Here is a 26,018-nt window from a genome sequence, read left to right as displayed (position 1 = left end):
TACGCTTCTGTCTTCCCGTCTGACCTGTTGTGAAAACACGCTCTGGTGTGAGGTCGCAAGAATCTTACCGGAAAGAACGCCCCCTTTCCGGTGTCTTTTTCAGCGCTCCGCTGACATCAAAAAATAAATATAAAAAATGGAACCTCAATCCAATGGGCGGAATGGGCATTATTTTCCTTGGGTGCTAAGTTGTACGCGGATGGGAATATTCGTACAGATTTGGCTGAATTTAAACAGATCCTCATTTTTAATAAATTTAAATTAAAAAGATAAATCACTGGTAATGAAAGAAAAAATGTATTTTTAATGCCACTTATGTTGTCAGGTTTTGCAAAGTTAAACACTATTCCCGCCAACTCCACTAAGGTTATATAAAGTGCGATTGACTGAAGCGGCGCTGAAACCTCGGTGCTGCTGTCTAATTAATGAGGCTCTTTTCATGACTGTTAAAACGTTAAATGATCTTTTCATCCACGACCTGTCAGATGTTTACAGTGCAGAAAAACAGATTGCCCGGGCTCTGCCAAAAATGGCGCGCGCTGCCAGTGATGAAAACCTGGTTGCTGCGTTTAATCAGCACCTTGAAGAGACACGCGGGCAAATTGAGCGTCTGGATGAATTAGTTGAGGCCACGGCCGAGGTAAAAATTAAACGTATGAAATGTCATGCGCTGGAAGGGCTGGCGGAAGAAGCACAGGAAATTATCGAGTCGGTAGAAAAGGGAGAGGTACGCGATCAGGGATTGATCGGAGCGGCGCAAAAAGTTGAGCATTATGAAATCGCGACCTACGGTACCCTGCAGGCGCTGGCACTCAAGCTAGGCTACACCAAAGCGGCGAAGCTGCTGGCACTGACGCTTGAGGAGGAAAAACAAACCGATGTAAAACTCACTACTCTTGCTCAGGCAATCAGCACGCTTGAAGGAGCAGCAAAATGACCACGGCGATTGAAAACTATCATGACTGGCTACGCGATGCGCATGCCATGGAGAAGCAGGCCGAGAGCATGCTGAGCAAAATGTCGGGCCGCCTTGAGCACTACCCGGCACTGGAACAACGCCTGGCACAGCATCTGGAAGAAACCAAACATCAGCTTCAGCTGCTTGAGCAGCTGCTGGATCGTCACGGCATTGACCACTCCATCATGAAAGACGTGATGGGAAAAATGGCGGCAATGGGGCAGGCGATCGGCGGTATGTTCACCTCTGATGAAGTCGTGAAAGGGGCGATGAGCGGCTATGTGTTCGAGAACGCAGAGATCGCCAGCTATACCAGCCTGATTGCAGCAGCAGAACAGGTCGGTGACAGCGAAGGTGTCAGAGTGCTGAGCGAAATTCGCAATCAGGAGATTGCGATGGCTGAATGGCTGTTCCAGCATCTGCCTGAGGTGACGCAACAGTTCCTGCAGCGCTCCGCGCAGCCGGGCGTTGAAGCGAAGAAATAATGCGTTTGCGGTGCCGCAGGCGGTAAAAAGCCGGGAAATGTTCCCGGCTTTTTTACGTGCTTCTGCGGCGGTTAGTCAGCCATTAAATGACCGTACATCGCCATCAGGCGACGCGTTACGCCGTTTGTCCAGCCGAAGCCGTCCTGTAACGGATATTCGCCACCGCCGCCCGGGCGGGCACGATCGCCGCTGATATCGTACTTTTCTACCAGCTTATGGTGCAGCTGGTAGAAATTGTTCACCGTGGTCAGCCAGTTAACGGCAATCTCGTTCGCCAGCGACTCTTCCCCGTAGTTGTTTAAGCCCACAACGGCCATCCACTGCATGGGCGCCCAACCGTTCGGTTTATCCCACTGTTCACCGCTTTCCACCATTGAGGTCAGCAGGCCGCCGTTGCTGAGCAGCAGGTGGCGCAGGGCGATAGCTTGCAGGTGGGCCTGATAGGGCGTTGCCAGCCCGACAAACAGCGGCACGACGGCGGCGGCGGTAAAGGCACCGAAGCGCGCACGGCGCCAGTCATAATCGCGAAAGACTCCTGCCGTGCTGTCCCACAGGTAACGGGTAATCGCCCGCTTACGCGCCTCGGCCTTTTTCTGCCAGGCCAGCGCAGTCAGCTCTTCACCTTTAGCATGCGAGAGCGTGGCTATCATCAACTCAAGCTTGTACAACAGCGCATTGAGATCGATAGGGATAAATTGTGTCGTGCGAATACTGGCCAGGCGTTTTGGGTTACGCAGCCAGCGTGACGAGTAATCCCATCCCGATGCCGCCCCTGCGCGCAGATCGCGGTAAACTTCGCTTGCCGGACGTTTTGAATGACGCGCCGTTTCCACATCTTCAATCCAGGATTCGTCGCGCGGCGTATCGCGGTCGTCCCAGTAGCGGTTCAGCAGCGAGCCGTCAGGCATTCTGACCACATGGCGGTAAGCCTGGTTTGGCATCAGCGAGCCCGCGCCATCCATCCAGAACTGATACTCTTTCATCAGTTGCTCCAGATAGCGCTGAGAGCCCTGCACACCATCTTCTTCGAACAGCTCAACCATCAGGGCGAACACCGGCGGCTGTGAGCGGCTGAGGTAATAGGTACGGTTGCCGTTTGGGACATGGCCGTAGTTATCGATCAGCCACGCGAAGTTGTCCGCCATATGGCGTAGCAGGTCGTCGCGGCCCGACTCCGCCAAACCAAGCATGGTGAAGTAAGAGTCCCAGTAGTAGGTTTCACCGAAGCGACCGCCCGGTACGACATAGGGTTTGGGCAACGGCAGCAGCGATGAGTGCGGCATATGCTGCTGCGGCATTTTGGTCAGCACCGGCCACAGATCGTCAATATGCTCGTTGAGCGTCTTGTCGGGATTCGAGACGTAAAAGCTTTCATTAATGCCCGGCATATAAAAATGCTCAGCAACAAAACGCGACAGGTCGAACTCCTTGCTGCGCTTTTGACGACGATAGCGCATCAGCACATCCAGAGGATCGTACTTAGGCGAGCAGTCGGGGAAAGTTTTACTGTCCTCGAAAATGCCTGACATCTGGACGGCTTCGAACAGCTCAAGGTAGCGATCGGCAGGCGTCAGCGCATCCGGAGCCGGTAAGCCTTCAATCAGCTCCGGCTCGGGTTCAGAATCTTGCATGCGGTCCAGCTTTAGTTCATGGGGATCGTATTGATACTCAACTTCCGCCCCGGCACGATTCTCTTCGAATGCATTGAGTTGCTGGCGATAAGTATTAATAACGGCCTCCTGAGCGAACGGGGTTGCACAAAGAAGGAATTATAGACCTCTCGCAGGCAGGAACAACAATGCAGATTGTCTATGAACGTAATAAAAATTGTCTATTAATCGTATGCATTGAATAAAACACAGTCAATTCAACTAAATATGGCGGGTTTAGCCGTAAATGCATTTCAGATGAATCTCTTAGGTAACAACGAAATAAATTTTAATCTACCCGGAGGGTAATGTTTATGACGCAGGTGAAGGTGATAATACACAAAAATGTCACGATGGAGCACAATGGCGTGAACAAGACCGCGAAGGACAATTTAGCGTGAAACCTTATACCTTACAGCGTCTCACTGACCGGGATATGGCGGCATTTCGGACTATCAGGCTTGACGGGCTCAAGCGTCATCCCGCTGCCTTTGGCGCAGATTATGACACTGAGCGTCATCAGCCTGACGCGTTTTTTGCGGCAAGGCTACGTGAAAACTGCGTGCTGGCAGGAGCAGACGATCGGGGCCGGTTGGGCGGCATCGTCGGTGTGCGCTTTAATGCCGCGCAGAAACAGCGCCATTACGCCACGATCTGGGGAATGTATCTGTGCCCGGAATGGCGTGGAAGCGGGCTGGCAAAGGCGTTACTCACGGCCGCGATAGCCGAAGCCGGTGAATGCTGCTGCCTGAAGCTCGCCGTGAGCACCACCAATACGGCGGCCGTCCGGCTTTACCGCTCGGCAGGGTTTCAGACCTATGGCACGGATGTGGCCGCGCTTTATGTCAACGGCGTTTATCACGATACCTTGCTGATGCGGCTGGACAAAGAACCCGAACGCTGAGCAATAAGCCTTACGTGCTTCGTCACCCGTAGAACTAACGGGCGACGTGAAGTGTGCGTCAGCTCAGGCTGATGTTGAAGAGGCGCTGAAGGGCCAGTTTGCCGCTGTCTGTCACAACCAGTTCGCGGTATCCCGGCGCCTGAACCAGCCAGTGCTTTTGCAACAGAAAGCGTAACAAGGCGGCACCCACTTCGCCTCCGGCATGGAAGCGTCTTTCACTCCAGTCCAGGCAGGGACAGCAGGCTTTTCGCCGGGAGCGGGGCGCAAGCGCAATCCCTGCATTTGCGAAATTAGCTGTGCCATGTGGCGTCAGCGCCGTGCCGTCCTCACATATCCAGCCTTCCAGTTGCAGAAAATCATAGATGGCTACGGCAATTTCGCCGGCCAGATGATCGTAGCAGGTTCGGGCTCGCCTCAGACGGTTTGGCGTCGTGGTTTTAAGCGGGGCGTCGGGCCTTACCGAAACGCCCATTAGATTTTCCAGCAGGCTGGCAACCTCGCGACCGGCCAGGCTGTAATAACGATGCCTTCCCTGTACCACACAGACGAGCAGGCCCGTCTCAAGCAGCTTATTCAAATGGCCACTGGCGGTTGACGGGGCGATATCGGCCACCACGCTCAACTCGGTGGCGGTCCAGGCCCGGCCATCCATCAATGCACAAAGCATGTGCATTCTGGAGGCATCTGCCATCGCCGAGGCGACCACAGACATGCTGATCTCCAGCGAGGGCTGATTATCCTGATGATGGCGGGAAGGGATCAGTTTCATTCTGTCGCGCATGTCCATTGACGGGTCAGGTCGCCAGCCCGCAAATCGTCATCTGTGAGCAGGATGAGGCGGTTACTGTGATCGCTGTACTGAACGCATATATTAATGCCGTTTTGCGCAATAATCCGCGCAATTTCGCCCAGCTCCCCCGGCCGCGCCTGTGCCAGCTTTCTGATGAGTGGCTTTTTAACGTCCCTGACGTCAAAACCGGCCTGCGACAATACCTGTTGGGCTTTGGGGCCATCTTCAACAAGGAAGTGGGCATGGCTCTCCTGGGGCGTAGAAAACACACCGCCCCCTTCCAGACCAATGCCATGCTGGCCGAGAAGCGTGCCAAAGGCGGCAAGCGCGCCTGGCGTGTTGCTGAATACGACATGAATATCAAACATGATGACGTCCCTCCGGCCCTGAATAGTCGCGCATCACCTGAGCAACGCGTATCCGGTAATGTGAAAAAATATGGCTTTTACCTTCTTCCTGCGCTGACTGATGTTCTCTGTTTTCTCGCCAGTTTTTTACCGCACTCTCATCTTCCCACCAGGAGAGCGATAAGATCTTTCCGGGCGTGCTCAGGCTCTGGAACCTTTCAATCTGGATAAACCCCGGTAATTCAGCCAGCCCGGACGACAACTCAGCCGCCAGCGCAAGATAGCGTTGTTGCGCTGCGGGTACGGCTTCTGCTTCAAAAAGAACAGCAATCATTTTAGATCTCCATGAGTAAGCATGCGGGCAGTTTACGCGCGGCAGAATGCGATGCTTCGGCGTGTACCGAACAATGGCGTGCTCCATGTGGAGAAGGGCAGGGCGAGAAGAGAGAAGGGACGTGCGCCTGGCAGAGTAAAAACCGACAGGGGAGAAATCCGCCGTTGCCTGCCGTCGACTCTGCTCCGGTAAACAACGGCGCGATCGCAGGGCAAAACGCCTGCGATTCGGCTGATCTTATCCTTGTACCAGCGTGGCGCGAATCACGTCCTGGTAAGGCGTGGTTGGACGACCAATAAGCTGGCTCAGCGCGCGGGAATCATCGAACAGACCGCCCTGAGACGCGCCGACATCAGAGTCCGCCAGTAAGTCCGCTAACGGCGCCGGTAAGCCTGCGCCTTTCAGCGCCGCCGCAAAGTCTGCCTGCGGCAGGTTAACGTAATCAACCTGCTCACCGCTTTGCGCGGCAATCTCAGCGGCAAATTCAGCCAGGGTGTAGCTGTGATCGCCTGCCAGTTCGTAGACCTTCCCTGCCTGATCGTCACGAACCATCACTTCAGCCGCCGCATCGGCATAGTCCTGACGCGCAGCAGACGAAATCCGTCCTTCGCCCGCCGCACCAATGAACGCATGATGTGCCAGAGCAGGTGCGATGCTCGCTGCATAGTTTTCCGTGTACCAGCCGTTGCGCAGCAAGGCATAAGGCACACCTGACGCCGCCAGCATGGCTTCGGTTGCGCGGTGCTCGATCCCGAGCGAAAGCGGAGAGGTATCCGCATGCAGCAGGCTGGTATAGGCAATAAATTTCACACCTGCGGACCTGGCGGCCTCAATAACGGCTCTGTGTTGAGGTTCACGCTGGCCGACTTCGCTTCCCGAAATGAGCAGCAATTTTTCGACCCCTGCAAAGGCGTCCGCTAACGTCTCAGGTTTATTGTAATCCGCCTCACGCACGTTAACGCCCAATGCGGCAATATCCGCCGCTTTAGCAGGCGTGCGTACGGTGGCAACAATCTTGTCTGCCGCAACTTTTTTGCTCAATGCATCAATGACTAAACGGCCCAGTTGGCCAGTGGCACCCGTAACAGCGATCATGAGGTTACTCCTTAAGATGACAGTTGGTAAAAGGCAGCCTAAGCGATAAACTAACTTTTAGTAAGTACTTACAGAATTGTTAGCATGGGGTGAAAGCGTTAAATGTCTGAAAAACTGAGCGAAAAATTTAGCCGGGGCGAGTTGCTCAATGTTAACTGTCCGTCACGCGACCTGTTAAAGCGTATCACCAGTCGCTGGAGCGTGCTGATCCTGCTCGCGCTTAAAGATAAAACGCTGCGATTTAGCGAACTCCGTCGCGCGGTGGGGGGCGTCAGTGAACGTATGCTGGCCCAGAGCCTGCGCTATCTGGAAGAGGACGGCTTTGTGCAACGTATAGCCTATGATGTCGTGCCGCCGCATGTGGAATACCGCCTGACGCCGCTGGGGCGTGAAGTCGGGGAGCAGGTCGTAGGGCTGGCAGACTGGTTAGAAGAGAATCTTGAGCGCATCCTGTCTCACCGCGAAAAGGACACTGCCGCTGAATAGCCTGTTGATCCTGACGGGCGAGCGCCTGCCGGGGCGAAGCGACGTTCCCTGACCAGACGATGCCCGCTAACGAATGCGCAACGCTTAGCGGAGATAAACCGTCGGCCTTATCTGCAACCTGGCGATGATATCCCGTAGCTTTTAACATCATTTTTACTACTGCGGTTATTTTGACAAGGCTGCCCCCGTAAATAATGGCACTGCCAGTTAATGAACACCGGGTCATTTACATCTTCGATATTTTTTTAACATAAATAGCAAACTAATCCTGGCCGCCTGCGGCGGATAAACGCTTTTTTACAGTTCATTAAATATGTCCCAATCTGGGAAATAACCTCAGAAGGGGTAGATAAGATAAATACCCTGCTAACGATATAAAAAAACACATAATTTCAGTGTGGGATGTGCATTTTAGCCCGAGACAGGTGCGCGGAGTTGTGCTGAATAACAGCTAAAAACAGCGGGTTGCGCGTTTTTTCGTGCTAAGCCTGTCTGGACAGGAACTCACTTTTTTATCCCCTAATTTAATAACAATAATGTCACAAAGCTACGCTGTAATTAACCTTTCCTCGTTGTTTTTTAAATAAAAGATCTTTCAACAAAAAAATGATCTAAATCAAAAAATACTGTTATAGTTTTTACTTATCCAATTGTCTCTGTTTCACCAAGGCGAAGCGTTTTACATTCGCCATGGAATTTTTCTGTGCAATGGAATGACGTTCTTTGTACATAAGTTGTTAATTATAAGTAACTATACGGTGTTCTATGTGGCAAAGAGGTAAGCAATGTTTGGATTAGATGCCTTTCATCTCGCCAGGATCCAGTTCGCATTTACTGTTTCCTTCCATATTATCTTTCCAGCCATCACGATCGGCCTGGCCAGTTTTCTGGCTGTGCTGGAGGGAATGTGGCTCAAAACGCGTAATCAAACCTATCGCGATCTCTATCATTTCTGGTCAAAAATATTTGCTGTCAACTTCGGCATGGGCGTGGTATCCGGGCTGGTGATGGCGTATCAGTTTGGCACCAACTGGAGTGGCTTTTCCCAGTTCGCGGGCAGTATTACCGGCCCCTTGCTGACCTATGAAGTCTTAACGGCGTTCTTCCTGGAAGCCGGTTTTCTGGGCGTCATGTTATTTGGCTGGAACCGCGTCGGTCCGGGCCTGCACTACTTTGCGACCTGCATGGTGGCGCTCGGCACGTTGATTTCGACGTTCTGGATCCTCTCGTCAAACAGCTGGATGCAAACCCCGCAGGGCTACCTTATTCAGAATGGCGTTGTCGTGCCGGAAGACTGGTTTAAAATTGTCTTTAACCCCTCTTTCCCTTATCGCCTGCTGCATATGTCTGTAGCGGCCTTCCTGGCCAGCGCCTTCTTTGTCGGCTCCTCCGCCGCCTGGCATTTACTTAAAGGCAACGACAATCCCGCCATTCGTAAGATGTTTTCGATGGCGCTGTGGATGGCCCTGATTGTCGCACCCGTTCAGGCAATGATTGGGGATGCGCACGGGCTTAATACCCTTGAGCACCAGCCGGCAAAAATTGCGGCGATTGAAGGCCACTGGGAAAATCCGCCGGGTGAGGCAACACCGCTCATTCTGTTTGGGCTGCCGGATATGGAGGAGGAGCGCACCAAATACGCGCTGGAGATTCCTTACCTGGGCAGCCTCATCCTGACGCACAGCCTGGATAAGCAGGTGCCGGCGCTGAAATCCTTCCCGAAGGAAGATCGTCCAAACTCAACCATCATCTTCTGGTCATTCCGCGTGATGGTGGCGCTGGGGCTGCTGATGATTACGCTGGGCGTGGTCAGCTTGTGGTTGCGCTATAAAGGTCGCCTGTATCAGTCACGTCCCTTCCTGTGGTTTGCCTTGCTGATGGGCCCTTCCGGCCTGATTGCCATTTTAGCGGGGTGGTTCACCACCGAGATTGGCCGTCAGCCTTGGGTGGTTTATGGCGTGCAGCGCACTATTGATGCGGTGTCACCGCATGGTGAAATGCACATGAGTATCAGCCTGCTCGCCTTTATCCTGGTTTACTCCTCCGTATTCGGTGTGGGTTATCACTATATGATGCGGTTGATTAAGCAAGGTCCGGTCACGGGCGAAGGCGATATTGTTGAAACGGGTGGTCCCGGCCAGATTAAAACGCCAGCACGTCCGCTCTCTGCTGCCACTCACAAGAATGAGGAGCGTTGAGATGGTTGATTACTCTGTTATCTGGTTCGCGATTATTGTCTTTGCTGTTCTGATGTATATCGTGATGGACGGTTTCGACCTGGGCATCGGCCTGCTGTTTCCCTTTAATAAGGATGCAGGGGAGCGCGACATGATGGTGAATACCGTTGCGCCGGTCTGGGATGGTAATGAAACCTGGCTGGTGCTCGGCGGTGCGGGCCTGTATGGCGCTTTCCCACTGGCCTATGCGGTGATTGCGGATGCGCTTTCCATTCCGCTGACCGCGATGCTGATTGGGCTGATATTTCGCGGCGTGGCATTTGAGTTCCGCTTCAAGGCCGTGGAGCATCACCGGGCGTTCTGGGACAAGTCGTTTATCGCCGGTTCGCTGCTGGCAACCTTCAGCCAGGGGGTTGCGGTGGGTGCCATGCTGGATGGCATTCCGGTATCAGGTCGTAGCTTCGCCGGGTCCACACTGGACTGGCTGGCGCCGTTCCCGCTGTTCTGCGGCGTAGGACTGGTGGTGGCCTATGCACTTCTGGGCTGTACCTGGCTCATTATGAAAACCGAGCATGAGCTGCATCGCAAGATGTCCGCTCTGGCAACGCCGTTGCTTATCGCGCTGCTGGTGATTATCGGCGTGATCAGCATCTGGACGCCGTTTACGCATGAGAATATTTCGCACCGCTGGTTCAGCATGCCGAATCTGTTCTGGTTCCTGCCGGTGCCAGTCCTGGTCGTGCTGAGTGCCTGGGGGCTGAGAAGGGCGATCAAGCGTGAGGCGCACTATTCGCCTTTCCTTCTCACCTTAGCGCTGATTTTCCTGGGCTTCTCAGGTCTGGGTATCAGTATCTGGCCGAATATTATTCCGCCATCGGTATCGATCTGGCAGGCGGCGTCACCGCCTCAGAGCCAGGCCTTTATGCTGGTGGGTAGCCTGCTGATTATCCCGATGATCCTGGGCTACACCTTCTGGAGCTACTACGTGTTCCGCGGAAAAATCAAAGCAGACGAAGGATACCATTGATATGCAAACCCAGGTCGACAGCAAAGAACGTCAGAATGAAACCCGGTCGCCGTGGTGGAAACGTGTGCTGTGGCTGGTGGTCATCTATGGGGCAAGTGTGCTGGCGCTCGGTGTGGTGGCCACGTTGTTCAGAATGATGATGACCGCCGCCGGTATGCGAAGCCACTGAGGATTTATTCTCCGTACGTTTCTTAACCGCAGTACGCGCGCTTTACGCCAGGCTGCACTCTACTTGTCTACTCAGCCAGCCTTCGGGCTGGCTTTTTAAATAGTAACCCAGGCAATTAATGCGCTTTTTGCCTTTCCACCCTCTCGTTTACCCGGTGCTTCATTACAATCCCTAAGGCTTTTTGTTACTCTTTTATGACGAATTTCCCTTCTGTTTTCTGTTCATACATCAATGCTAAGTCAAACCATAAAAAAACAGCATATTAATGATTTAGTCGACTGGATTGAGGCCAATCTCACCAACGAAATCAATATCGACCAGATTACCCTCAAGTCTGGCTACTCCAAATGGCATATGCAGCGTCTGTTTAAAGAGATGACCGGGCAAACCCTGGCGGCCTATACCCGAAAACGACGCCTGACTCTCGCCGCCATGGCGCTGCGGCTGACCCGGATGCCGTTGATTGATATTGCGGTGCGCTTCGGCTTCGAAAATCAGCAGAATTTTAACCGGGTCTTTAAAAACCACTTTATGATGACGCCAGGTGCCTTCCGTCGCCACAGAGTCTTACCTGTGCGCCATTTTCACGGCCGCATTGCGCAGCGCGCACCAGTCAAGCAGGCGGTGCTGGTTATACGTGAAGAAGCCCTTCAGCTACAGGGTGAGACAGTGGAGTGGGAGTGCCGCTATGGCGACTATATAAGCGACCGCCATCATCGCGTTGCTGAGCAGGTGCGCCAGGTTGTTCGCGCCCGTCACGGGGCTGCGCAGGGCTGGCTGGGGTTCCAGTACGGGCCGGGAAACGGCTCTGTCGAGCAGCAGCATATTAGCCTGTTTCGTGGCCTGGAAGCACAGCAAACGGCTGATGTACATTCCGCCCTGCCGGTTCGCACCATTGCGCCAGGCCTCTACGCCAGCCTCGCATGGAGCGGGTCGCCGGACCAGCTTACGCACTTCATCGCAGACATTTATTATCTGCATTTGCCCAAGCTGGGCGTAGCCTGTCGGCCGGGGATGGATTTACTGTGTCTGGACTTGGCCCGAAGCACGCAGGACAGAATCGAAGGCGTATTTTTCATCCCGGTGACCCAGGGCTGAATGCACATAACGTGCGCCATAATGTGATAAAGCGCACGATTTTATAAGCGGATTAGCTGTGCAGGCGTAAAATTCTTCCTGAAGCTCACAGAGGCGCCATTACCACGGCTTTTATTTCTCAGGGCTGGAATATTCACCTGCTTTCTACGCCTTATCAGGCTAAAACACATGATTAAAATCTCTCAGATATCAGCGATGCTGCTGGCTATCGCGCTGTGTGCGGCCCCAGCGTTGGCTGCCGCACAACTGACCGATCCTGCCAATGTGCCCACAGGGTTACATCCTGGATCGCAGGGGACGCATAGCGAGATACTCGGTGACAGCTCCCTGCCGCAAGGCAGTGGACAAAACCCGGCGCGGTAACCACGTTATTACCGCTATCCCCTTAAAAGGCGCCTGAGCGCCTTTTTCGTTTTCTGTGCTTCCTTCCTTTTTGTCCGCGTTTTTTCACAACGTATCGCATTTTTAGTCATTGTTCTTAAGATATATCATGGCTATTCTTAGCAGGTTTATATGAGAATGATTTCTATTTACTTAAGCGGCGCGAAAACAGCTTCTTTGCATGCAGCCGCGTTTACGGAGAGTCCTCGTGCCTACATCTTATTCCCGCCGCTTACCTGAACGCGTGCGTAACGAACTGCGCTTCCGCGCTATCCACGTCGCCGAGAAAACCCGAATTGCCGAGACGTTTTGGCGCATTGTCTTCACGGGCGACGATCTGAAGGGGTTTCATTCTCCCGGTTTTGACGATCACATTAAGGTCTTCTTTCCCCCTGCTGACGGCGCGCCGCTGGCACTGCCGACGATCAACGATGACGGTATTCAGTGGCAAGGCGGATTGCGCCCTGTCGCGCGCGACTATACGCCGCTGGCGTTTGATGGTGCGTCATCGCTGACGCTGGATTTTTATATCCACGACAGCGGTGTTGCCAGCGACTGGGCATCCCAGGCACAGCCGGGTGACAGATTGATCATTGGTGGGCCGCGTGGCTCTCTGCTGGTGCCAACGGATTATGCTTTTCAGCTTTACGTCTGTGACGAAACCGGGTTGCCTGCTTTCAGGCGGCGTAGCAGTAGTGTGGAGGCTCAGGCGCTGCATCTGTTTGCCTGTGCTGATGAGGTGACCGGACAAGCCTACCTGGGAGATACCGGTAATGCCTCTGTTAACTGGCTTGGCAGCGGCAAGATGACGCTGGCGGATTTACCACATTTGACGGCCGCGCTGGACAGGATCGCGATTCCGCAGCACGACGCTTTTATCTGGCTGACCGGAGAAGGGCAGTTCGTAAAACAGCTGTGTGACTATTTCACCACACAGCGCGGGGTTGACGCTGACCTGGTGCGCGCCGTAGCCTACTGGCATCAAAAACCCGCTGTCGTTCGTTAACTGAATTTAAGTGACCTGCCGTTGATTGAATTTCGCCTGATGGCCCACTACCATCAGGCTCTTTCCACTGACTCAGGCAGATAATGAAAATGGATTCGGCACGTTCAGGGCAAGATAACCGCGATGCGCCCTGCAGTGGACGGCGCAAGCGCCGTGAGAAAATGCTGGATGCCAGCGAGATCCGTCTGCTGATGCTGCATTTTATCTCGCAGTGCGCCACACATGGCTATGAGCTGATTAAATGCATTGAAGACCTGTCAAAGGGCGAGTATTCGCCCAGTCCAGGCATCATTTACCCGAATCTGACATGGCTGGAGGAGATGGGGGCTATTCACATCAGTGACCCTCAGGCTGCACGTAAGGCTTACGTACTCACCGAAACGGGGCAGGCCATGCTAAAGCACGATGCACAGCCGCTGTCAGGTCTCATCGACCGGTTATCGTCTTTGGCAGTGCTGGTCAACAACCGCAGCATTCCTGAAATTGAGCAGGCGATCGATCATTTTAAAACTGCCCTGAACACGCGTCTGGCGCAGCAGGACATTACCGATGAAACCCGGCAAACAATCGTCGCTGCTCTGATGACTGCGGCAGAGGATATCAGCCGCAGTTAATCTGACGTGGACGATCAGCTGTCGTCCGATCGGTTTTTATCGATATGCCCTAGCGAACGCTCCGGAAAACAAATATCCCTTACCCGCTGCTTGAGTGCCTGAGCATCCGGGAATCCGCCATCGCGCTTGCGCTCCCACAGCAGATGTTCATCCAGGGTGATTTCAAATACGCCGCCGGTGCCGGGACGCAACGTCACGCTGGCGAGATCCTGTGCGAAGGTCTGTAACAGTTCCTGTGCCATCCACGCGGAGCGCAGCAGCCAGTTACATTGGGTACAATAGTGAATGACGACCACGGGTTTTTGCATCTTTCCCTCTCTTTATCATTAATTAACGCTCAGGCCAGCAGGGGCCGCAAGCATGCCGGCCGGGCTTTTCGCATGGGTTTTCTGTTTTCTTTATACGTTGCTAACCCTGACGCGAATCCTCACCCGTGGCAGACAGCAGCGCAAACCTTACCGCATCGCTGGCCGAAACGGTACCGGTGTGCCCCTGCGTTTATTCTGATAAAACATCAAATTAGCGGCTCCGGAACCGACAGCGAAGGGGCCGGGGTAAGGCTGTCTGACGTGAGTGGGAAGCCCTGAAAAAACAGATGGCGGTAAGTCAGGAAGCCCTCTGTAAGATGCCTCGGGACGCTCGGGACGCTCGGGACGCTCGGGACGCTCGGGATGCTCAGGATGCTCAGGTAAGCCCATGAGCCAGGCTTGTCAGCAGTAATGCGGGCCTGCGGGCGGGGAAGATAGCCGGCCCCCAGGCTCAGTCTGGATGAGCCGGGCATTGCCAGCAGGTGAAGTTATCGCCCGCTGGCAGCACTTTCCCGGCAGCCAGAAGTGGTAAGGGAAGGGGCGAGCGGGGCAATTCAGGAACTAAGCGAATGACTGATGCGCCCGCCTTCGTCGCCCCTGGCGGAAGGCGAACGTTAAGCGCAGTCGACCACCAGACGGCCCCGAACTTTGCCATCCAGCAGATCCTGTGCGCCCTGGTGCACGTCACGCAATGGAATGACCGTTGTTATCTGGTTCAGTAACGCGTCATCCAGAAGCTGCCCCAGCCGCTGCCAGGCCTGCTGGCGCAGCGGTTTAGGGCACATCACGCTGTCTACGCCAGCCAGTGTCACACCGCGCAGAATGAAGGGCGCGACGCTACCAGGCAGATCCAGGCCTTGTGCCATACCACAGGCCGCGACCACGCCGTCACGCTGGGTGCCGGCCAGCACGTTGCTCAGCGTATGGCTACCGACGCTGTCGATGGCGGCGGCCCAGCGCTCTTTCCCGAGGGGTTTACCCGGTTGAGCCAGCTCGTCGCGATCTATCACTTCGGCTGCGCCCAGGGTGGTTTTTAAATAGTCTTCATCGCTGGCTCGCCCGCTGGAGGCGATGACGTTATAGCCCAGTTTTGCCAGCAGAGAGACGCTGAAGCTGCCAACGCCTCCGCTGGCCCCGGTCACCAAAACCGGGCCGCTGGCAGGCGTAATGCCTTGTTTTTCGAGTGCCAGCACGCACAACATGGCGGTAAAGCCCGCCGTTCCGATGGCCATGGTATTCAACGGGGTTAGCGTTTCAGGCACGGCTACCAGCCAGTCGCCAGACACGCAGGCTTTCTGAGCCAGCCCGCCCCAGTGTTTTTCCCCGACGCCCCAGCCGGTGAGCAGCGCCGCATCGCCTTGTTTCCAGTCGGGATGGCGACTTGCTGTGACCCGTCCCACGAAGTCAATGCCCGGCACCATTGGAAACTGGCGCACAATCGGCCCTTTATTGCAGATGGCCAGCGCGTCTTTATAGTTGAGGGTGGAATAGCTGACGTCGAGGGTGACGTCTTCATCGGGTAATTGTGTTTCGGAGAGTTCTTTTAGCTGAGAGCGGTAACCTTGTTCGTCCTTATCAATGACCATTGCCTTAAACATGTATCCTCCGTTAGGCGTAAGAATAATCAGGCAAGTTTACGCCCGATGCGTCGATTAGGGTAGGGCACTGGCCCGACAAGTGCGAGGCTTGCCGCAAACCTGAGGCATTTCCGTGGCGATTTCAGTGGCAATGAGGGAGCGACTGCCAGCGTGCTGAAAAATGCATAATTGCGCATAAATAACAGAAACTTAAGCGGTTATTCACTGGTGTATCATTATAAGGCTTTGATATTTAATGTTTTTATATTTTGCATTTATTGACCTGATATTTAAAGTTGTCGGGTTGTTCCTGCGAATAAAAAATGACATTATGACGGCCACTTTTTTCTCGCCACCGCCCGATAACAGAGGACGCTGCCATGTCCGGTTCAATGTGCAACTGCACGTGTCCCCACTCGCCTGAATTCGCGCGCGATCTGTTCTTCGTCATGTCAGTTACACACACATCGTTCACTATGCGGTGAGGCCAACCGGGCCGCTGCTGTTGGACATGAGTAAGGACTACTCTTTACTGATGTCTATCGGTTTATCGCGTCAGACATTATTCGCCGGGGAAATTTCCCCATTGCCGTGCCTCAGGCACCCACTCCCTGACTGTTAGGGATTTGTGTTATGACACCACTGAAAATTGCTGCCAGCGCTGCTGTTGCGCCTAACCTGACCCTGAATACTGCGCGCGACGTGGTCACGCTGGATAATACTGATTTTACCGATGTGGCGGCTGTTGTCGTCTCGCTGGCTGATACGCGCAGTGGCGTGCTGGCGTTGTTACGCCACACGGGTTTTAATTTACCGGTGTTCGTTGCTAATGCCTTTGAAGAAGAGGTGATGCACCTGCCCGGCGTGACCGGCGAACTGAATGGCGAGCCGCAGGACTGGGTAGCGCTGGAAGCGGCGGCTCAGGCTTATGAAGCCGCGCTGCTGCCCCCGTTTTTTGAAACGCTGACCCGCTATGTTGATATGCAGAACAGCACCTTTGCCTGTCCGGGCCATCAGGGCGGCGCATTTTTCAAAAAGCACCCAGCGGGTAAGCAATTTTTTGATTTCTATGGCGAGAACGTTTTTCGTTCGGACATGTGTAACGCTGACGTCAAGCTGGGCGACCTGCTGATTCACGAGGGGTCGGCTAAGCATGCGCAAAAATTTGCCGCCAAAGTGTTTAACGCGGATAAAACCTACTTTGTGTTAAATGGCACGTCAAGCGCGAACAAAGTGGTCACCAATGCGCTGCTGACGCGCGGTGATTTAGTGCTGTTTGACCGCAATAATCACAAGTCCAACCATCATGGTGCGCTGATTCAGGCGGGCGCGACGCCGGTTTACCTTGAAGCGGCCCGTAATCCGTTTGGCTTCATCGGCGGCATTGATGCGCACTGTTTCGATGATGGCTACCTGCGCGAACAGATCAAGAAAGTGGCGCCTGAAAGGGCTAACGAGGCGCGTCCCTTCCGGCTGGCGATTATCCAGTTGGGCACCTACGACGGCACGGTATACAACGCGCGGCAGGTGGTGGATCGCATTGGGCATCTGTGTGACTACATTCTGTTTGACTCGGCCTGGCTGGGCTATGAGCAGTTTATTCCGCTGATGGAAGGCTGTTCTCCACTGACGCTGGAGTTGAACGAAAACGATCCCGGCATTTTTGTTACCCAGTCAGTGCACAAGCAGCTGGCGGGCTTTTCGCAGACCTCCCAGATCCACAAGAAAGATAACCATATTCGTGGGCAAAAGCGTTTCTGCCCGCATAAGCGCCTGAATAATGCGTTCATGCTGCACGCTTCAACCAGCCCGTTCTATCCGCTGTTTGCCGCGCTAGATATTAACGCCAAAATGCATCAGGGCGAGGCGGGACGCCGCATGTGGGATGAGTGCGTGATGCTGGGGATCGAGGCACGTAAAGCGATCTTTGATCGTTGTGACATGATCCTGCCTTTCGTGCCGGAAAGGGTAAACGGCCAGCGCTGGCAGGATGCACCAACGGAAGCGATCGCTCGCGATCTGCAGTATTTTAGCTTTGAACCCAACGCTAAATGGCACGGTTTCGCCGGATACGATCGCGATCAGTACCGTGTCGATCCCTGCAAGCTGTTGCTGACCACGCCAGGCATTGACGCAGCCAGCGGTGAATATGCTGAGTTTGGCATCCCGGCGACCATTCTGGCGAATTACCTGCGTGAAAACGGCATCGTGCCGGAAAAATGCGATCTCAATTCTATTCTGTTCCTGCTGACTCCAGCCGAAAGTCCGGAAAAAATGGCGATGCTGGTGGCGATGCTGGCGCAGTTCGAGCAGCATGTAAAAGACGATACGCTGCTGGCCGAAGTGTTGCCGACGCTGTACCGCAAAAACGCTAAACGCTATGCGGGTTATACCTTGCGCCGTCTGTGTCAGGAGATGCACGACCTGTACGTAAGCTATAACGTAAAAGACCTGCAGCGCATGATGTTCCGCGAGCAGGGGCTGCCGCAGGTTAAGGTGAACCCACAGGATGCGCATCAGGCTTACATTCGTGGCGAAGTCGAACTGGTACCTATTGCAACGGCAGAAGGTCGCATCGCGGCGGAAGGCGCTCTGCCTTATCCACCGGGCGTCCTTTGTGTGGTTCCGGGCGAAACATGGGGCGGGGCGGTACAGCGCTATTTTCTGGCGCTGGAAGCGGGCATCAATCAACTGCCCGGTTTTTCGCCGGAGCTGCAAGGGGTTTACACCGAGGAAGGCGCTGACGGACGTAAGTATCTGGTGGCGAATATGATGGTGGGTTGAGGGGGCTGTCGCCTGGATAGCTCATAGATCTTAACTGTTAGCGCTGAGAAGGTATCGGTTTGTGCCTGCGGTTGGGCGTTTCGCGAGGCTTTCAGTTAATGACTCCGAGAAAGTTTCGCTCGCCAGGCGGCAGGGAGTTTCAGTTTGCCCCTGCGGGCGACCGACAAGGGGCCGCCAGCCGCCGCGGCCCCTTGACCCCGGGCTCCCGTCCTGCCCACCCGCCGCTGCGCGGTCCCTTCGCTGCTTCAGGATTTCTGCCGGACCGCCAGGACGCGCCATCCCTGGCGCGGCCTGACTCTCGCCGACGTCCTGTCGGCTCATCCGGAAATCCCTCATCCGCTCAGCGGTCGGGAAGGCCGCCCAAAACCCCCGCTTCGATATCTGTAGTAAAACAAACCGCGTTGCCGCTTCAGATGCAGGAAAAGCCTTCTGGCTCATTACGGTTCATCTGTTTCTGTTTCTTCAGGCTTTCCAGTCTTCAGTTCTGATCGCACATGTTAACAACAGGCGAAGCCAGTCTTCCGGGAAAACATTCGATCTTACAGGCGTGGGTTTTCAGGAGGCATCCGGAGCGCTGAGGAAAGAATGGAGGCCAGGGCGGAGCGGCAGGGATGCCGCGCAGAGGACGGCTGCGCCAGGGAAGGCGCATCCGGCCGGCCCGTCAGGCCGCAGTGAGTGACGAAGGAACAGCGACGGCTGCCGGGCGCCGGGATTGTTAAGGGGCTGGCGTAAGCCCCTTAACACGTCCGCCTGCACGGGCAGGCTGAAACTGCCCATCGCCTGGCGGGCGGAACCCTCTCAGAGCCAGAGGACAGAACCCCATCGCCTGGCGGGCGGAACCCTCTCAGAGCCAGAGGACAGAACCCCATCGCCTGGCGGGCGGAACCCTCTCAGAGCCAGAGGACAGAACCCCATCGCCTGGCGGGCGGAACCCTCTCAGAGCCAGAGGACAGAACCCCAGCGCCTTGCGCGCAAAAACCTCTCCGCGCCAGCAATCCCCCACCAAGGGAAACCCTTCGCCATCAATACCGATGGTAGCTCCGCTGCGCCGAGCTCACCTTATACAAATAACGCCGCGATTCCGCAGACGGATGCTGTTTAGACAGCGTCTGATAAACCTGACTGGGTGACATGCCGTTAATGATAGTGACCGCACGATCCTTATCGCTGGAGAACACGCGCAGCACGCTGCCTGCACCGCCGTTATAGGCGGTAATGACCGCGTAGCGACGCGACAGCGGATCCTGAATGCCTGCCAGATAGCTGCGCTGCAGCAATGACAGGTAAGCCGTACCGGCATCAATGTTGTTCTCGGGATCCAGCAGGTAGCTGCGGCTTGGTTTGCCCCATTTACCCTTCATACGGAATACATCGACGCCCGCAGTATGCTGTACCACCTGCATTAAACCCAGTGCGTCAGAATGGCTGACGGCGTAGGGGTTAAAACTGGATTCGGTCTGCATAATCGCGAGGATCAGAGACGCATCAACACCATATTGCTCAGCAGCCTTGCGCACCATCGGCAGATATTTATGCGCACGCTTATCAAGATGGTTAGGCACCATCGGGATGGTAACCGAGTAGATTACGTGCAGGCCGGAATTGCGACGCTGCAGTTTATTCGCAATCAAATAGTCCGCAAAGGCCTGAGCGCGGCCCTGCCAGCGGATAGCTTGTCCGGTGTTGTCCAGCACCTGTCCGTAAAGCAGCGGTTCTTTACTGATTTGGATATCGTTGACATCAGAATAAAGATCGACATTGCCCGGATCGTCGCCGATCAGCAAGGTGGTCACGATCGCCTGACGCAGGCTGGCAGCGGGGTCGGTACCGGAAATGGTCTCAATCGTGATGTTACCGCTTTCAAAGTTGATATGGCTGCGGGTGTAATAGTTGTCGGTGTATTTGACGTAGTCTTTCGGTCCGGCAATCAGAACCTCATTGATCCCCCAGATGTTCTCAATGTTATGGGCGAACTGCCCCATCAGGATGTCAAATCCGTTGGTGTCCTTCACCCACTCTTCTGAATAGGTCGGGTTCTTTTTGCCGGAACAGGAAACTAAAAGGGGTGCAATCACCAGCAGGGCTATCAGCTTTTTATTCATCTAAAATACATGCCTGACCTGGAAAACGGCCCCAGTACTGAGGCCAAAAAAAGTTATGCTTCGGGTGGCGTATAGCCTTCAATATGAACGTCTTTGCCTTCGAACAGGAAGTTAATCATTTCCTTTTCCAGCACTTTGCGATCTTCGGGGTTCATCATGTTGAGTTTTTTCTCGTTGATCAGCATCGTCTGCTTAGCCATCCATTGCTGCCAGGCTTCTTTCGAGATTTCATTGTAAATGCGTTTTCCCAGATCGCCAGGGTAGAGTTGGAAATCTTGCCCTTCAGCATCACGTTGTAAAAAAGTACAAAAAATAGTGCGGCTCATTATTCTTCCTCGTTAATCTCACAGCTGCCTAAAGGCAACTGCTGGGGATGGCGCAGTTCGTGCAAAAGACGCTCTACAGGTGCGGCTAATCCCACAGTCGGCGGCAGCGTTAAGTTATACCAGAGACCGCCAGCTTCATCCATTAATGCCCCGGCAGAAGGCCATGACAGCCACATTGGGACAATATCCAGATGGAAATGGCTAAAGGTATGACGAAATGCCGTAAGCTGCTGGGGTTTGGCGTGAATGCCGCGCGCATGCAGCCAGTCGGTCATCGCCTCTTCAGTGGTGAATTGCGGGAAGCAGAATAAACCGCCCCACAGGCCCACCGGCGGACGCTGCTCCAGCCAGACCTTGTCGCCATGTTGCATCATCAAAAACCAACCGCTGCGTTCCGGCAACGTCTGCTTCGGCTTTTTACCCGGATAGCTGGCCCAGCTGTTGTTAGCCCTTGCTTCGCATCCGCTGTTGAGCGGGCAGATGTCGCATTTTGGTCTGGATCGCGTGCACACCATGGCACCCAGATCCATCATCGCCTGGTTAAACTGGCTGACGCCTTGAGCAGGCGTGACCTCTTCGCTGATTTGCCAGAGCCGCTTTTCCACATCCTTCTTACCCGGCCAGCCGCCTACCGCGTAGCAACGCGCTAAAACCCGTTTAACGTTGCCATCGAGAATAGGGAAATGCAGACCCAGCGACAGAGATAAAATCGCGCCAGCGGTGGATCGGCCAACGCCGGGTAAAGCGGCGACCTCATCATAGTGGCGGGGAAATTCACCGCCATGAAGGTCCACCACCTGTTTTGCCGCTTTATGCAGGTTGCGCGCACGGGCGTAATAGCCCAGACCGGTCCAGAGATGCAGCACCTCATCCAGGGGCGCGGCGGCCAGATCGCTGACGTCAGGAAACCGCGCCATGAAGCGCTCAAAATAGGGGATAACCGTGGCAACCTGAGTTTGCTGCAACATGACTTCGGACAGCCACACCTTGTAGGGTGTTTTTTCCAGCTGCCACGGCAGGGTTTTGCGGCCAAAGCGCTGATACCAGTCCAGCACCTGTTGCGCGAACTGCGGGGCTTGCATCATAAAAAGGATATTTCCGTGATTACGCGATATTCGGGCAGGAATTCCAGCATAAGCGCCAGTGAGAGTAAACCGGAAGATTGAAAAGGCCTGTTTCATACCGGCCTGTCTGTCCCGTGCGGCAGCGTCGTGCCGGGCCTGACAATATCAGGAGCCGCCGGGAGACAGTAGCAGGCCAGACGATGTGAATCCGGCCCGCGACATCTTTCACAGAAGCCCGCAAAGGGCTTTTACTGGTCAGACGTTGATCTTGTCTTGCATCCTGAGCGGGAGGGTTTCTGGCTCCTGCGGTTTACGGTATTTATCGAGCAGATGGATCTGGATTTTCCGCAGCATATCGCCGTTCAGCTTATAGAAGCGGAAATAGAGCAGTAGCGTCAGCATAAAAAAAACAGCCGGCAGCGCAATCATAATAAATTGCATGCCTGCAAGGGTTTCCTGCGACTGTACGATATTGGGCATATAGCCAATCATGCCCAGCACCACGGCGATAAAGAAAGCGGCAAAGGCGGAGCCGCCTTTCACCACCATCGTCTGCACTGAATAGGCGATGCTCTCGCAGCGCACGTGCAGCTTGTATTCGCCGTAATCAACGGTGTCCGCCACCATAATGACCTGGAGCACCCAGAAAAGCGCGGTACCGGTGTTTAACAGGATGCCGGCCACCACAATCAGCAGCGTTGAGTGATAGCCTGCCAGTGCCATAGCGAACAGCACGCCACAGCTCAGTATCGGCAGCGCGGACGCGCCCGCCCACAGAATGCGGCGCGACAGGATGTTTACCAGTTTCGGGAACAGGATTAACGTGACGAGGTTTGCCGCGCCTGCATAAGAGAGGTAGTAGGGAAACAGCCCGGCATCGCCGATGACGTAGGTGAAATAGTAAATGGCAAAGCCGGTAATGATGTTAGCCGCGATGTTGTAAGCCAGCGCCATTCCCAGCAGGCAGGAAAGCTGATCGTTACGGTAAATGAGGGCAACAATGGCTTTTAGCCCCAGGCGGTCACTGCCTGAGGTTTCGTCGCGGGTGGACGAATAGACTTCATGCACGTTTCGCAGCGTGACTAACATGGAGACGATAAAAAAGGCGATTAACACCAGGGTAAACATCTGGAAGCCTAAGCCACGATTGTCGCCGCCAACATAACTGACAAAGGGCAGGGCCAGGCCTGCGGTAACAAACCCGGCAAGGCTGGCGAAAAAGCGTGGCCAGGGAACCAGCTGTTCACGTTCGCGCTTGTCCAGCGTGATGGTAGGCACCAGCGACCAGAACGGAATATCCATAATGGTGTAGGTCATGCCCCACAAGATATACGTCACACAGACATAAATAACCTGCGTGGTGCCTTCAAACAGATGGGCGCTAAACAACAGGAACAGCACCAGCGAGTTTGCCAGCGTGCCTGCAAAAATCCAGGGTTTGAATTTCCCCCAGCGCGATCGCGTGGCATTTACGATCCAGCCCATGATCGGATCGTTTATTGCGTCCCAGATCCTGGCCACTAAAAACAGCGTACCGACGAGGCCAACCGACAAACCTACCACGTCGGTGTAGTAATACATCAGGTACATATAAACAATGCCAATAGCAAAATCTTTCCCAAATGCGCCGAATCCATAGCTGAGTTTTGTCGTTATTGAAATGCTCATCGGGTACCGGGACGCTGTTGCCAGCGCCCGCCTTCTGTTAAGGAATAGAGCCGCAGCCGGACAGCACGCCCGGAGACACAGGCATTATTTGTGCAGCCAGGCGGGCAGCCAGTCCCCGTGTTCGGCGATCAGCTCATCCACCAGCGCATAAATCTCCTCGATGCCCAGCACCGCCGCCGTATGGGGATCCAGCATGGCCGCGTGGTAAACCTGCTCAGGGTTTTCGGTCAGGATGGCTTCCGTCAGCAGCGTCTGCACGTTGATATTGGTTTGCATCATGGCTGCCAGATGTGAGGGCAGGGTTCCCACCTTCGTAGGCTGAATCCCGTTGGCGTCCACCAGGCAGGCGACCTCAACACAGCATCCCTGCGGCAGGTTGTCGATCAATGCATCGTTACGCACGTTGCCGTAAATCACGGCCGGTTCACCTGTCCAGATGGCATTCATAATGGCGCTGGCATATTCGCGCGAGGGTTTGCTTTCAATACGCTCAGCGCGCTTGTAATGTTCAAGCTCGGTACGCCAGTTATCCAGCTGCTCGACGCAGCGTTTGGGATACTCATCCAGCGGGATCTGGTAGCGCGCAATCAGATCCTCTCGTCCCGGCTTGATAAACCAGGGCGTATATTCTGCAAAATGTTCTGAAGACTCGGTAACGAAATAGCCCAGTTTTTTGAACATCTCATAGCGCACAATGTTGGGACAGCGCGTATTGCCATGCATGTTGGGTTTCGGTACCTGCCCGGCGTCAAAAGCGGCAAGCAGTTCCGGGTAGAGATTCACGTAAGCCCCGTCTGCAGTTTTTCGCTCCAGCTCCAGGTAAAAGGCCATGTGGTTGATGCCGGCAGAGCGGTAACGTAAATCGGCCGGGTTAAGATTGAGATCGTAAGCCAGCTCTTCCGCCGTTCCCTGAACGGAATGGCACAGGCCAACCTGTTTGATATGCGGATAACGCGCGTACATCGCCCAGGTGTTCATCGCCATGGGGTTAACGTAATTAAGCATGGTGGCATCAGGACATACCGCCGTCATGTCTTCACAAATCTGCCAGAGGTGCGGGATGGTGCGCAGCGCGCGCATGATGCCGCCCGGGCCAAGCGTGTCGGCGATGGTCTGCTCAAGACCGTAACGCTTACACACCGCAAAATCAGTGAGGGTACAGGGTTCATAGCCGCCTATCTGAAACGCGACCACAACAAAGTCGGCATCCGCTAATGCCGCTTTCTGGTCGGTGTGGCAGGTGATTCTTCCGGCCGCACCAGCCGAACTCATCAGCTTACTGACCACGGTAAAGGACTCTTCAAGCCGGGTCGCATCAATATCCATCAACGCGATATGGGCGGATTTCAGCGCATCGCGGTGAAAGACATCGCCAAGGATATTTTTGACGAAAATAGTGGAACCCGCGCCAATAAAGGTAATTTTGGGTGCAGACATCAGGACGCTCCATTGCAAGGTTGGATAACGCCAGAATGTCACGCCATTCATCGAGAAACTTCCGCCTTACGGAACGAGCATTCCCACAAACTCAGATCTGATGCTGGCGGCGAGCAGATCTGAGTTTTCGGGACAAATTTGCACGGAAAGAAGAGTATCTGGTGTGCTAACAGGCGAAAACGCCATGCTGACCGCGCATTTCTCGCCTCTGAGACTGGCCTGAGCCGTTCAGATATGGCAGGGTTCTGATAATTCAGGAGAGGGAATGATGATTATGCAGCCTGTCGTACCACTTCCGCCCGACCCGCATATGTGCAGCAGCGATGAAAAGCAGACCCGCAGCCCGCTGTCGCTCTATTCTGAATATCAGCGCATGGATATCGAACTGCGTCCGCCGCTGGCCATGACCACCAGCCACTGGCACGGTCAGGTTGAGGTGAATGTGCCCTTTGACGGTGACGTGGAGTACCTCATTAATAACGAGGTCGTTCAGATCAAGCAGGGTTACATCACCCTGTTTTGGGCCTGTACGCCACATCAACTCACCCGTCCCGGACGCTGCCAGAACATGGCTATTCTGAACCTGCCGATGCATCTGTTTTTGTCCTGGCCGCTCGACAGGGAGTTAATCAATCATGTCACCCACGGCATGGTGATTAAATCTGTGGCGAAGCAGCAGCTCAGCGCGTTTGAAGTGCAGCGCTGGCAGCAGGAGCTGAACAGTCCCGACGAACAGATTCGCCAGCTTGCCGTTGATGAAATTGGTCTGATGCTTAAGCGCTTTAGTTTGTCGGGATGGCAGCCGGTGCTGGTGAACAAAACGTCGCGTACGCATAAGAACAGCGTTTCGCGCCACGCTCAGTTTTATGTCAGCCAGATGCTGGAGTTTATCGCAGATAACTACGATCAGGCTTTAACCATCAATGACGTGGCCGAACACGTTAAACTCAATGCGAATTATGCGATGGGCATTTTTCAGCGCGTGATGCAGCTGACGCTAAAACAGTACATCACGGCCATGCGGATCAATCATGTCAGGGCGCTCCTGAGCGATACCGATATCACCGTTCTGGATGTGGCGCTGACGGCCGGTTTCCGCTCCAGCAGCCGTTTTTACAGCACGTTTGCCAGGTATGTTGGCATGTCTCCTCAGCAGTACCGCAAGCTGAGCCAGCAGCGGCGGCAGACAATGTCTTTATAAGTTTCCGATAGCGTTGGCCGTCTTTGCCTGC

25 protein-coding genes are annotated in these 26,018 nt (G+C 54.5%); 13 read left to right on the top strand and 12 right to left on the bottom strand.

Annotated elements, in window-relative coordinates; genetic code table 11:
- Positions 1–439: 439 nt before the first annotated feature.
- Together NYE92_RS10460 and NYE92_RS10455 are read left to right on the top strand one after the other, a co-directional pair.
- The gene (locus NYE92_RS10460) at positions 440–937 is read left to right on the top strand and encodes a ferritin-like domain-containing protein (RefSeq protein WP_259018926.1); all 498 of its coding nucleotides are present in this window, start codon (positions 440–442) and stop codon (positions 935–937) included.
- Positions 934–1,443, top strand: coding sequence for a ferritin-like domain-containing protein (locus NYE92_RS10455; protein WP_013027125.1), 510 nt, complete (start codon positions 934–936; stop codon positions 1,441–1,443). Before NYE92_RS10460 ends, NYE92_RS10455 begins: the two co-directional genes overlap by 4 nt.
- A 71-nt stretch (positions 1,444–1,514) precedes the next feature.
- Here the strand turns inward: NYE92_RS10455 and NYE92_RS10450 are convergent, their stop codons facing one another.
- Positions 1,515–3,173, bottom strand: coding sequence for an alpha,alpha-trehalase (locus tag NYE92_RS10450; protein WP_071785178.1), 1,659 nt, complete (start codon positions 3,171–3,173; stop codon positions 1,515–1,517).
- Positions 3,174–3,489: 316 nt separating this feature from the next.
- Here NYE92_RS10450 and NYE92_RS10445 point away from each other — a divergent pair, with 316 nt between their 5' ends.
- Positions 3,490–3,996, top strand: a complete 507-nt coding sequence (locus NYE92_RS10445; protein ID WP_014605096.1) for a GNAT family N-acetyltransferase — start codon at positions 3,490–3,492, stop codon at positions 3,994–3,996.
- A 58-nt stretch (positions 3,997–4,054) separates the two neighbouring features.
- On the opposite strand, the gene NYE92_RS10440 is transcribed toward NYE92_RS10445, so the two are convergent.
- The 4 genes from NYE92_RS10440 to NYE92_RS10425 form a co-directional block, all read right to left on the bottom strand.
- Positions 4,055–4,783, bottom strand: a complete 729-nt coding sequence (locus NYE92_RS10440; protein WP_072138285.1) for a helix-turn-helix transcriptional regulator — start codon at positions 4,781–4,783, stop codon at positions 4,055–4,057.
- Positions 4,762–5,154 (bottom strand): amino acid-binding protein, encoded by a 393-nt coding sequence (locus NYE92_RS10435; protein WP_210456281.1) that lies wholly within the window; start codon positions 5,152–5,154, stop codon positions 4,762–4,764. The genes NYE92_RS10440 and NYE92_RS10435 overlap by 22 nt, the downstream gene beginning before the upstream one ends.
- A complete protein-coding gene (locus tag NYE92_RS10430; protein ID WP_028723351.1) occupies positions 5,147–5,467 on the bottom strand; it encodes an antibiotic biosynthesis monooxygenase in 321 nt (106 codons plus the stop codon). The genes NYE92_RS10435 and NYE92_RS10430 overlap by 8 nt, the downstream gene beginning before the upstream one ends.
- A gap of 237 nt (positions 5,468–5,704) precedes the next feature.
- On the bottom strand, positions 5,705–6,562 hold the full coding sequence (locus tag NYE92_RS10425) for an SDR family oxidoreductase (RefSeq protein WP_014594532.1): 858 nt from the start codon (positions 6,560–6,562) through the stop codon (positions 5,705–5,707).
- A gap of 102 nt (positions 6,563–6,664) precedes the next feature.
- Between NYE92_RS10425 and NYE92_RS10420 the strand changes: the two genes are divergently transcribed.
- The 8 genes from NYE92_RS10420 (at position 6,665) to NYE92_RS10385 (ending at position 13,520) form a co-directional block, all read left to right on the top strand.
- Positions 6,665–7,048: a helix-turn-helix domain-containing protein gene (locus NYE92_RS10420; RefSeq protein ID WP_014594531.1), complete on the top strand. Its 384-nt coding sequence runs from the start codon at positions 6,665–6,667 to the stop codon at positions 7,046–7,048.
- Positions 7,049–7,833: 785 nt separating this feature from the next.
- Positions 7,834–9,246, top strand: a complete 1,413-nt coding sequence (locus NYE92_RS10415) for a cytochrome ubiquinol oxidase subunit I (RefSeq protein ID WP_014594530.1) — start codon at positions 7,834–7,836, stop codon at positions 9,244–9,246.
- A 1-nt stretch (position 9,247) separates the two neighbouring features.
- Positions 9,248–10,252, top strand: a complete 1,005-nt coding sequence (gene cydB / locus NYE92_RS10410; RefSeq protein ID WP_014605101.1) for a cytochrome d ubiquinol oxidase subunit II — start codon at positions 9,248–9,250, stop codon at positions 10,250–10,252.
- A 1-nt stretch (position 10,253) separates the two neighbouring features.
- A complete protein-coding gene (locus tag NYE92_RS10405) occupies positions 10,254–10,421 on the top strand; it encodes a DUF2474 domain-containing protein (protein ID WP_013027115.1) in 168 nt (55 codons plus the stop codon).
- A 231-nt stretch (positions 10,422–10,652) separates the two neighbouring features.
- The gene (locus tag NYE92_RS10400) at positions 10,653–11,519 is read left to right on the top strand and encodes a helix-turn-helix domain-containing protein (RefSeq protein ID WP_259018925.1); all 867 of its coding nucleotides are present in this window, start codon (positions 10,653–10,655) and stop codon (positions 11,517–11,519) included.
- Positions 11,520–11,687: 168 nt separating this feature from the next.
- A complete protein-coding gene (locus NYE92_RS10395) occupies positions 11,688–11,882 on the top strand; it encodes a hypothetical protein (protein ID WP_259018924.1) in 195 nt (64 codons plus the stop codon).
- 199 nt (positions 11,883–12,081) lie between these two features.
- Positions 12,082–12,906: a siderophore-interacting protein gene (locus NYE92_RS10390; RefSeq protein ID WP_259018923.1), complete on the top strand. Its 825-nt coding sequence runs from the start codon at positions 12,082–12,084 to the stop codon at positions 12,904–12,906.
- A gap of 83 nt (positions 12,907–12,989) precedes the next feature.
- Positions 12,990–13,520 carry a PadR family transcriptional regulator gene (locus NYE92_RS10385; RefSeq protein ID WP_259018922.1) on the top strand — a complete coding sequence of 177 codons (531 nt, stop codon included), beginning with the start codon at positions 12,990–12,992 and terminating at the stop codon, positions 13,518–13,520.
- A gap of 14 nt (positions 13,521–13,534) precedes the next feature.
- On the opposite strand, the gene NYE92_RS10380 is transcribed toward NYE92_RS10385, so the two are convergent.
- Positions 13,535–13,828 carry a SelT/SelW/SelH family protein gene (locus NYE92_RS10380; protein ID WP_013027111.1) on the bottom strand — a complete coding sequence of 98 codons (294 nt, stop codon included), beginning with the start codon at positions 13,826–13,828 and terminating at the stop codon, positions 13,535–13,537.
- A 614-nt stretch (positions 13,829–14,442) separates the two neighbouring features.
- Complete coding sequence (locus NYE92_RS10375; protein ID WP_259018921.1) at positions 14,443–15,426, bottom strand: MDR family oxidoreductase; 984 nt, start codon at positions 15,424–15,426, stop codon at positions 14,443–14,445.
- 612 nt (positions 15,427–16,038) lie between these two features.
- Between NYE92_RS10375 and NYE92_RS10370 the strand changes: the two genes are divergently transcribed.
- On the top strand, positions 16,039–18,189 hold the full coding sequence (locus NYE92_RS10370; RefSeq protein ID WP_014605104.1) for an ornithine decarboxylase: 2,151 nt from the start codon (positions 16,039–16,041) through the stop codon (positions 18,187–18,189).
- Positions 18,190–19,211: 1,022 nt separating this feature from the next.
- Here the strand turns inward: NYE92_RS10370 and mltC are convergent.
- The 5 genes from mltC to NYE92_RS10345 form a co-directional block, all read right to left on the bottom strand.
- Positions 19,212–20,291, bottom strand: coding sequence for a membrane-bound lytic murein transglycosylase MltC (mltC, locus tag NYE92_RS10365; protein ID WP_013027108.1), 1,080 nt, complete (start codon positions 20,289–20,291; stop codon positions 19,212–19,214).
- 53 nt (positions 20,292–20,344) lie between these two features.
- Positions 20,345–20,617 carry an oxidative damage protection protein gene (locus tag NYE92_RS10360; protein WP_013027107.1) on the bottom strand — a complete coding sequence of 91 codons (273 nt, stop codon included), beginning with the start codon at positions 20,615–20,617 and terminating at the stop codon, positions 20,345–20,347.
- Entirely contained in the window at positions 20,617–21,702 is a 1,086-nt protein-coding gene (mutY, locus tag NYE92_RS10355; protein ID WP_259018920.1) for an A/G-specific adenine glycosylase, read from the bottom strand. Before mutY ends, NYE92_RS10360 begins: the two co-directional genes overlap by 1 nt.
- Positions 21,703–21,936: 234 nt before the next feature.
- A complete protein-coding gene (gene melB / locus NYE92_RS10350) occupies positions 21,937–23,349 on the bottom strand; it encodes a melibiose:sodium transporter MelB (protein WP_072137168.1) in 1,413 nt (470 codons plus the stop codon).
- Between the two features lie 84 nt (positions 23,350–23,433).
- On the bottom strand, positions 23,434–24,789 hold the full coding sequence (locus NYE92_RS10345; protein WP_259019497.1) for an alpha-glucosidase/alpha-galactosidase: 1,356 nt from the start codon (positions 24,787–24,789) through the stop codon (positions 23,434–23,436).
- Between the two features lie 265 nt (positions 24,790–25,054).
- Here NYE92_RS10345 and melR point away from each other — a divergent pair, with 265 nt between their 5' ends.
- Positions 25,055–25,987 (top strand): transcriptional regulator MelR, encoded by a 933-nt coding sequence (gene melR / locus NYE92_RS10340; protein WP_029569116.1) that lies wholly within the window; start codon positions 25,055–25,057, stop codon positions 25,985–25,987.
- The last annotated feature ends 31 nt before the right edge of the window (positions 25,988–26,018 follow it).

Source organism: Pantoea sp. B566, assembly GCF_024793925.1.
GTDB classification, from domain to species: domain Bacteria; phylum Pseudomonadota; class Gammaproteobacteria; order Enterobacterales; family Enterobacteriaceae; genus Pantoea; species Pantoea ananatis.
Note: the sequence above shows the minus strand (reverse complement) of the source record. Positions and strands in the feature narration are given on the sequence as shown.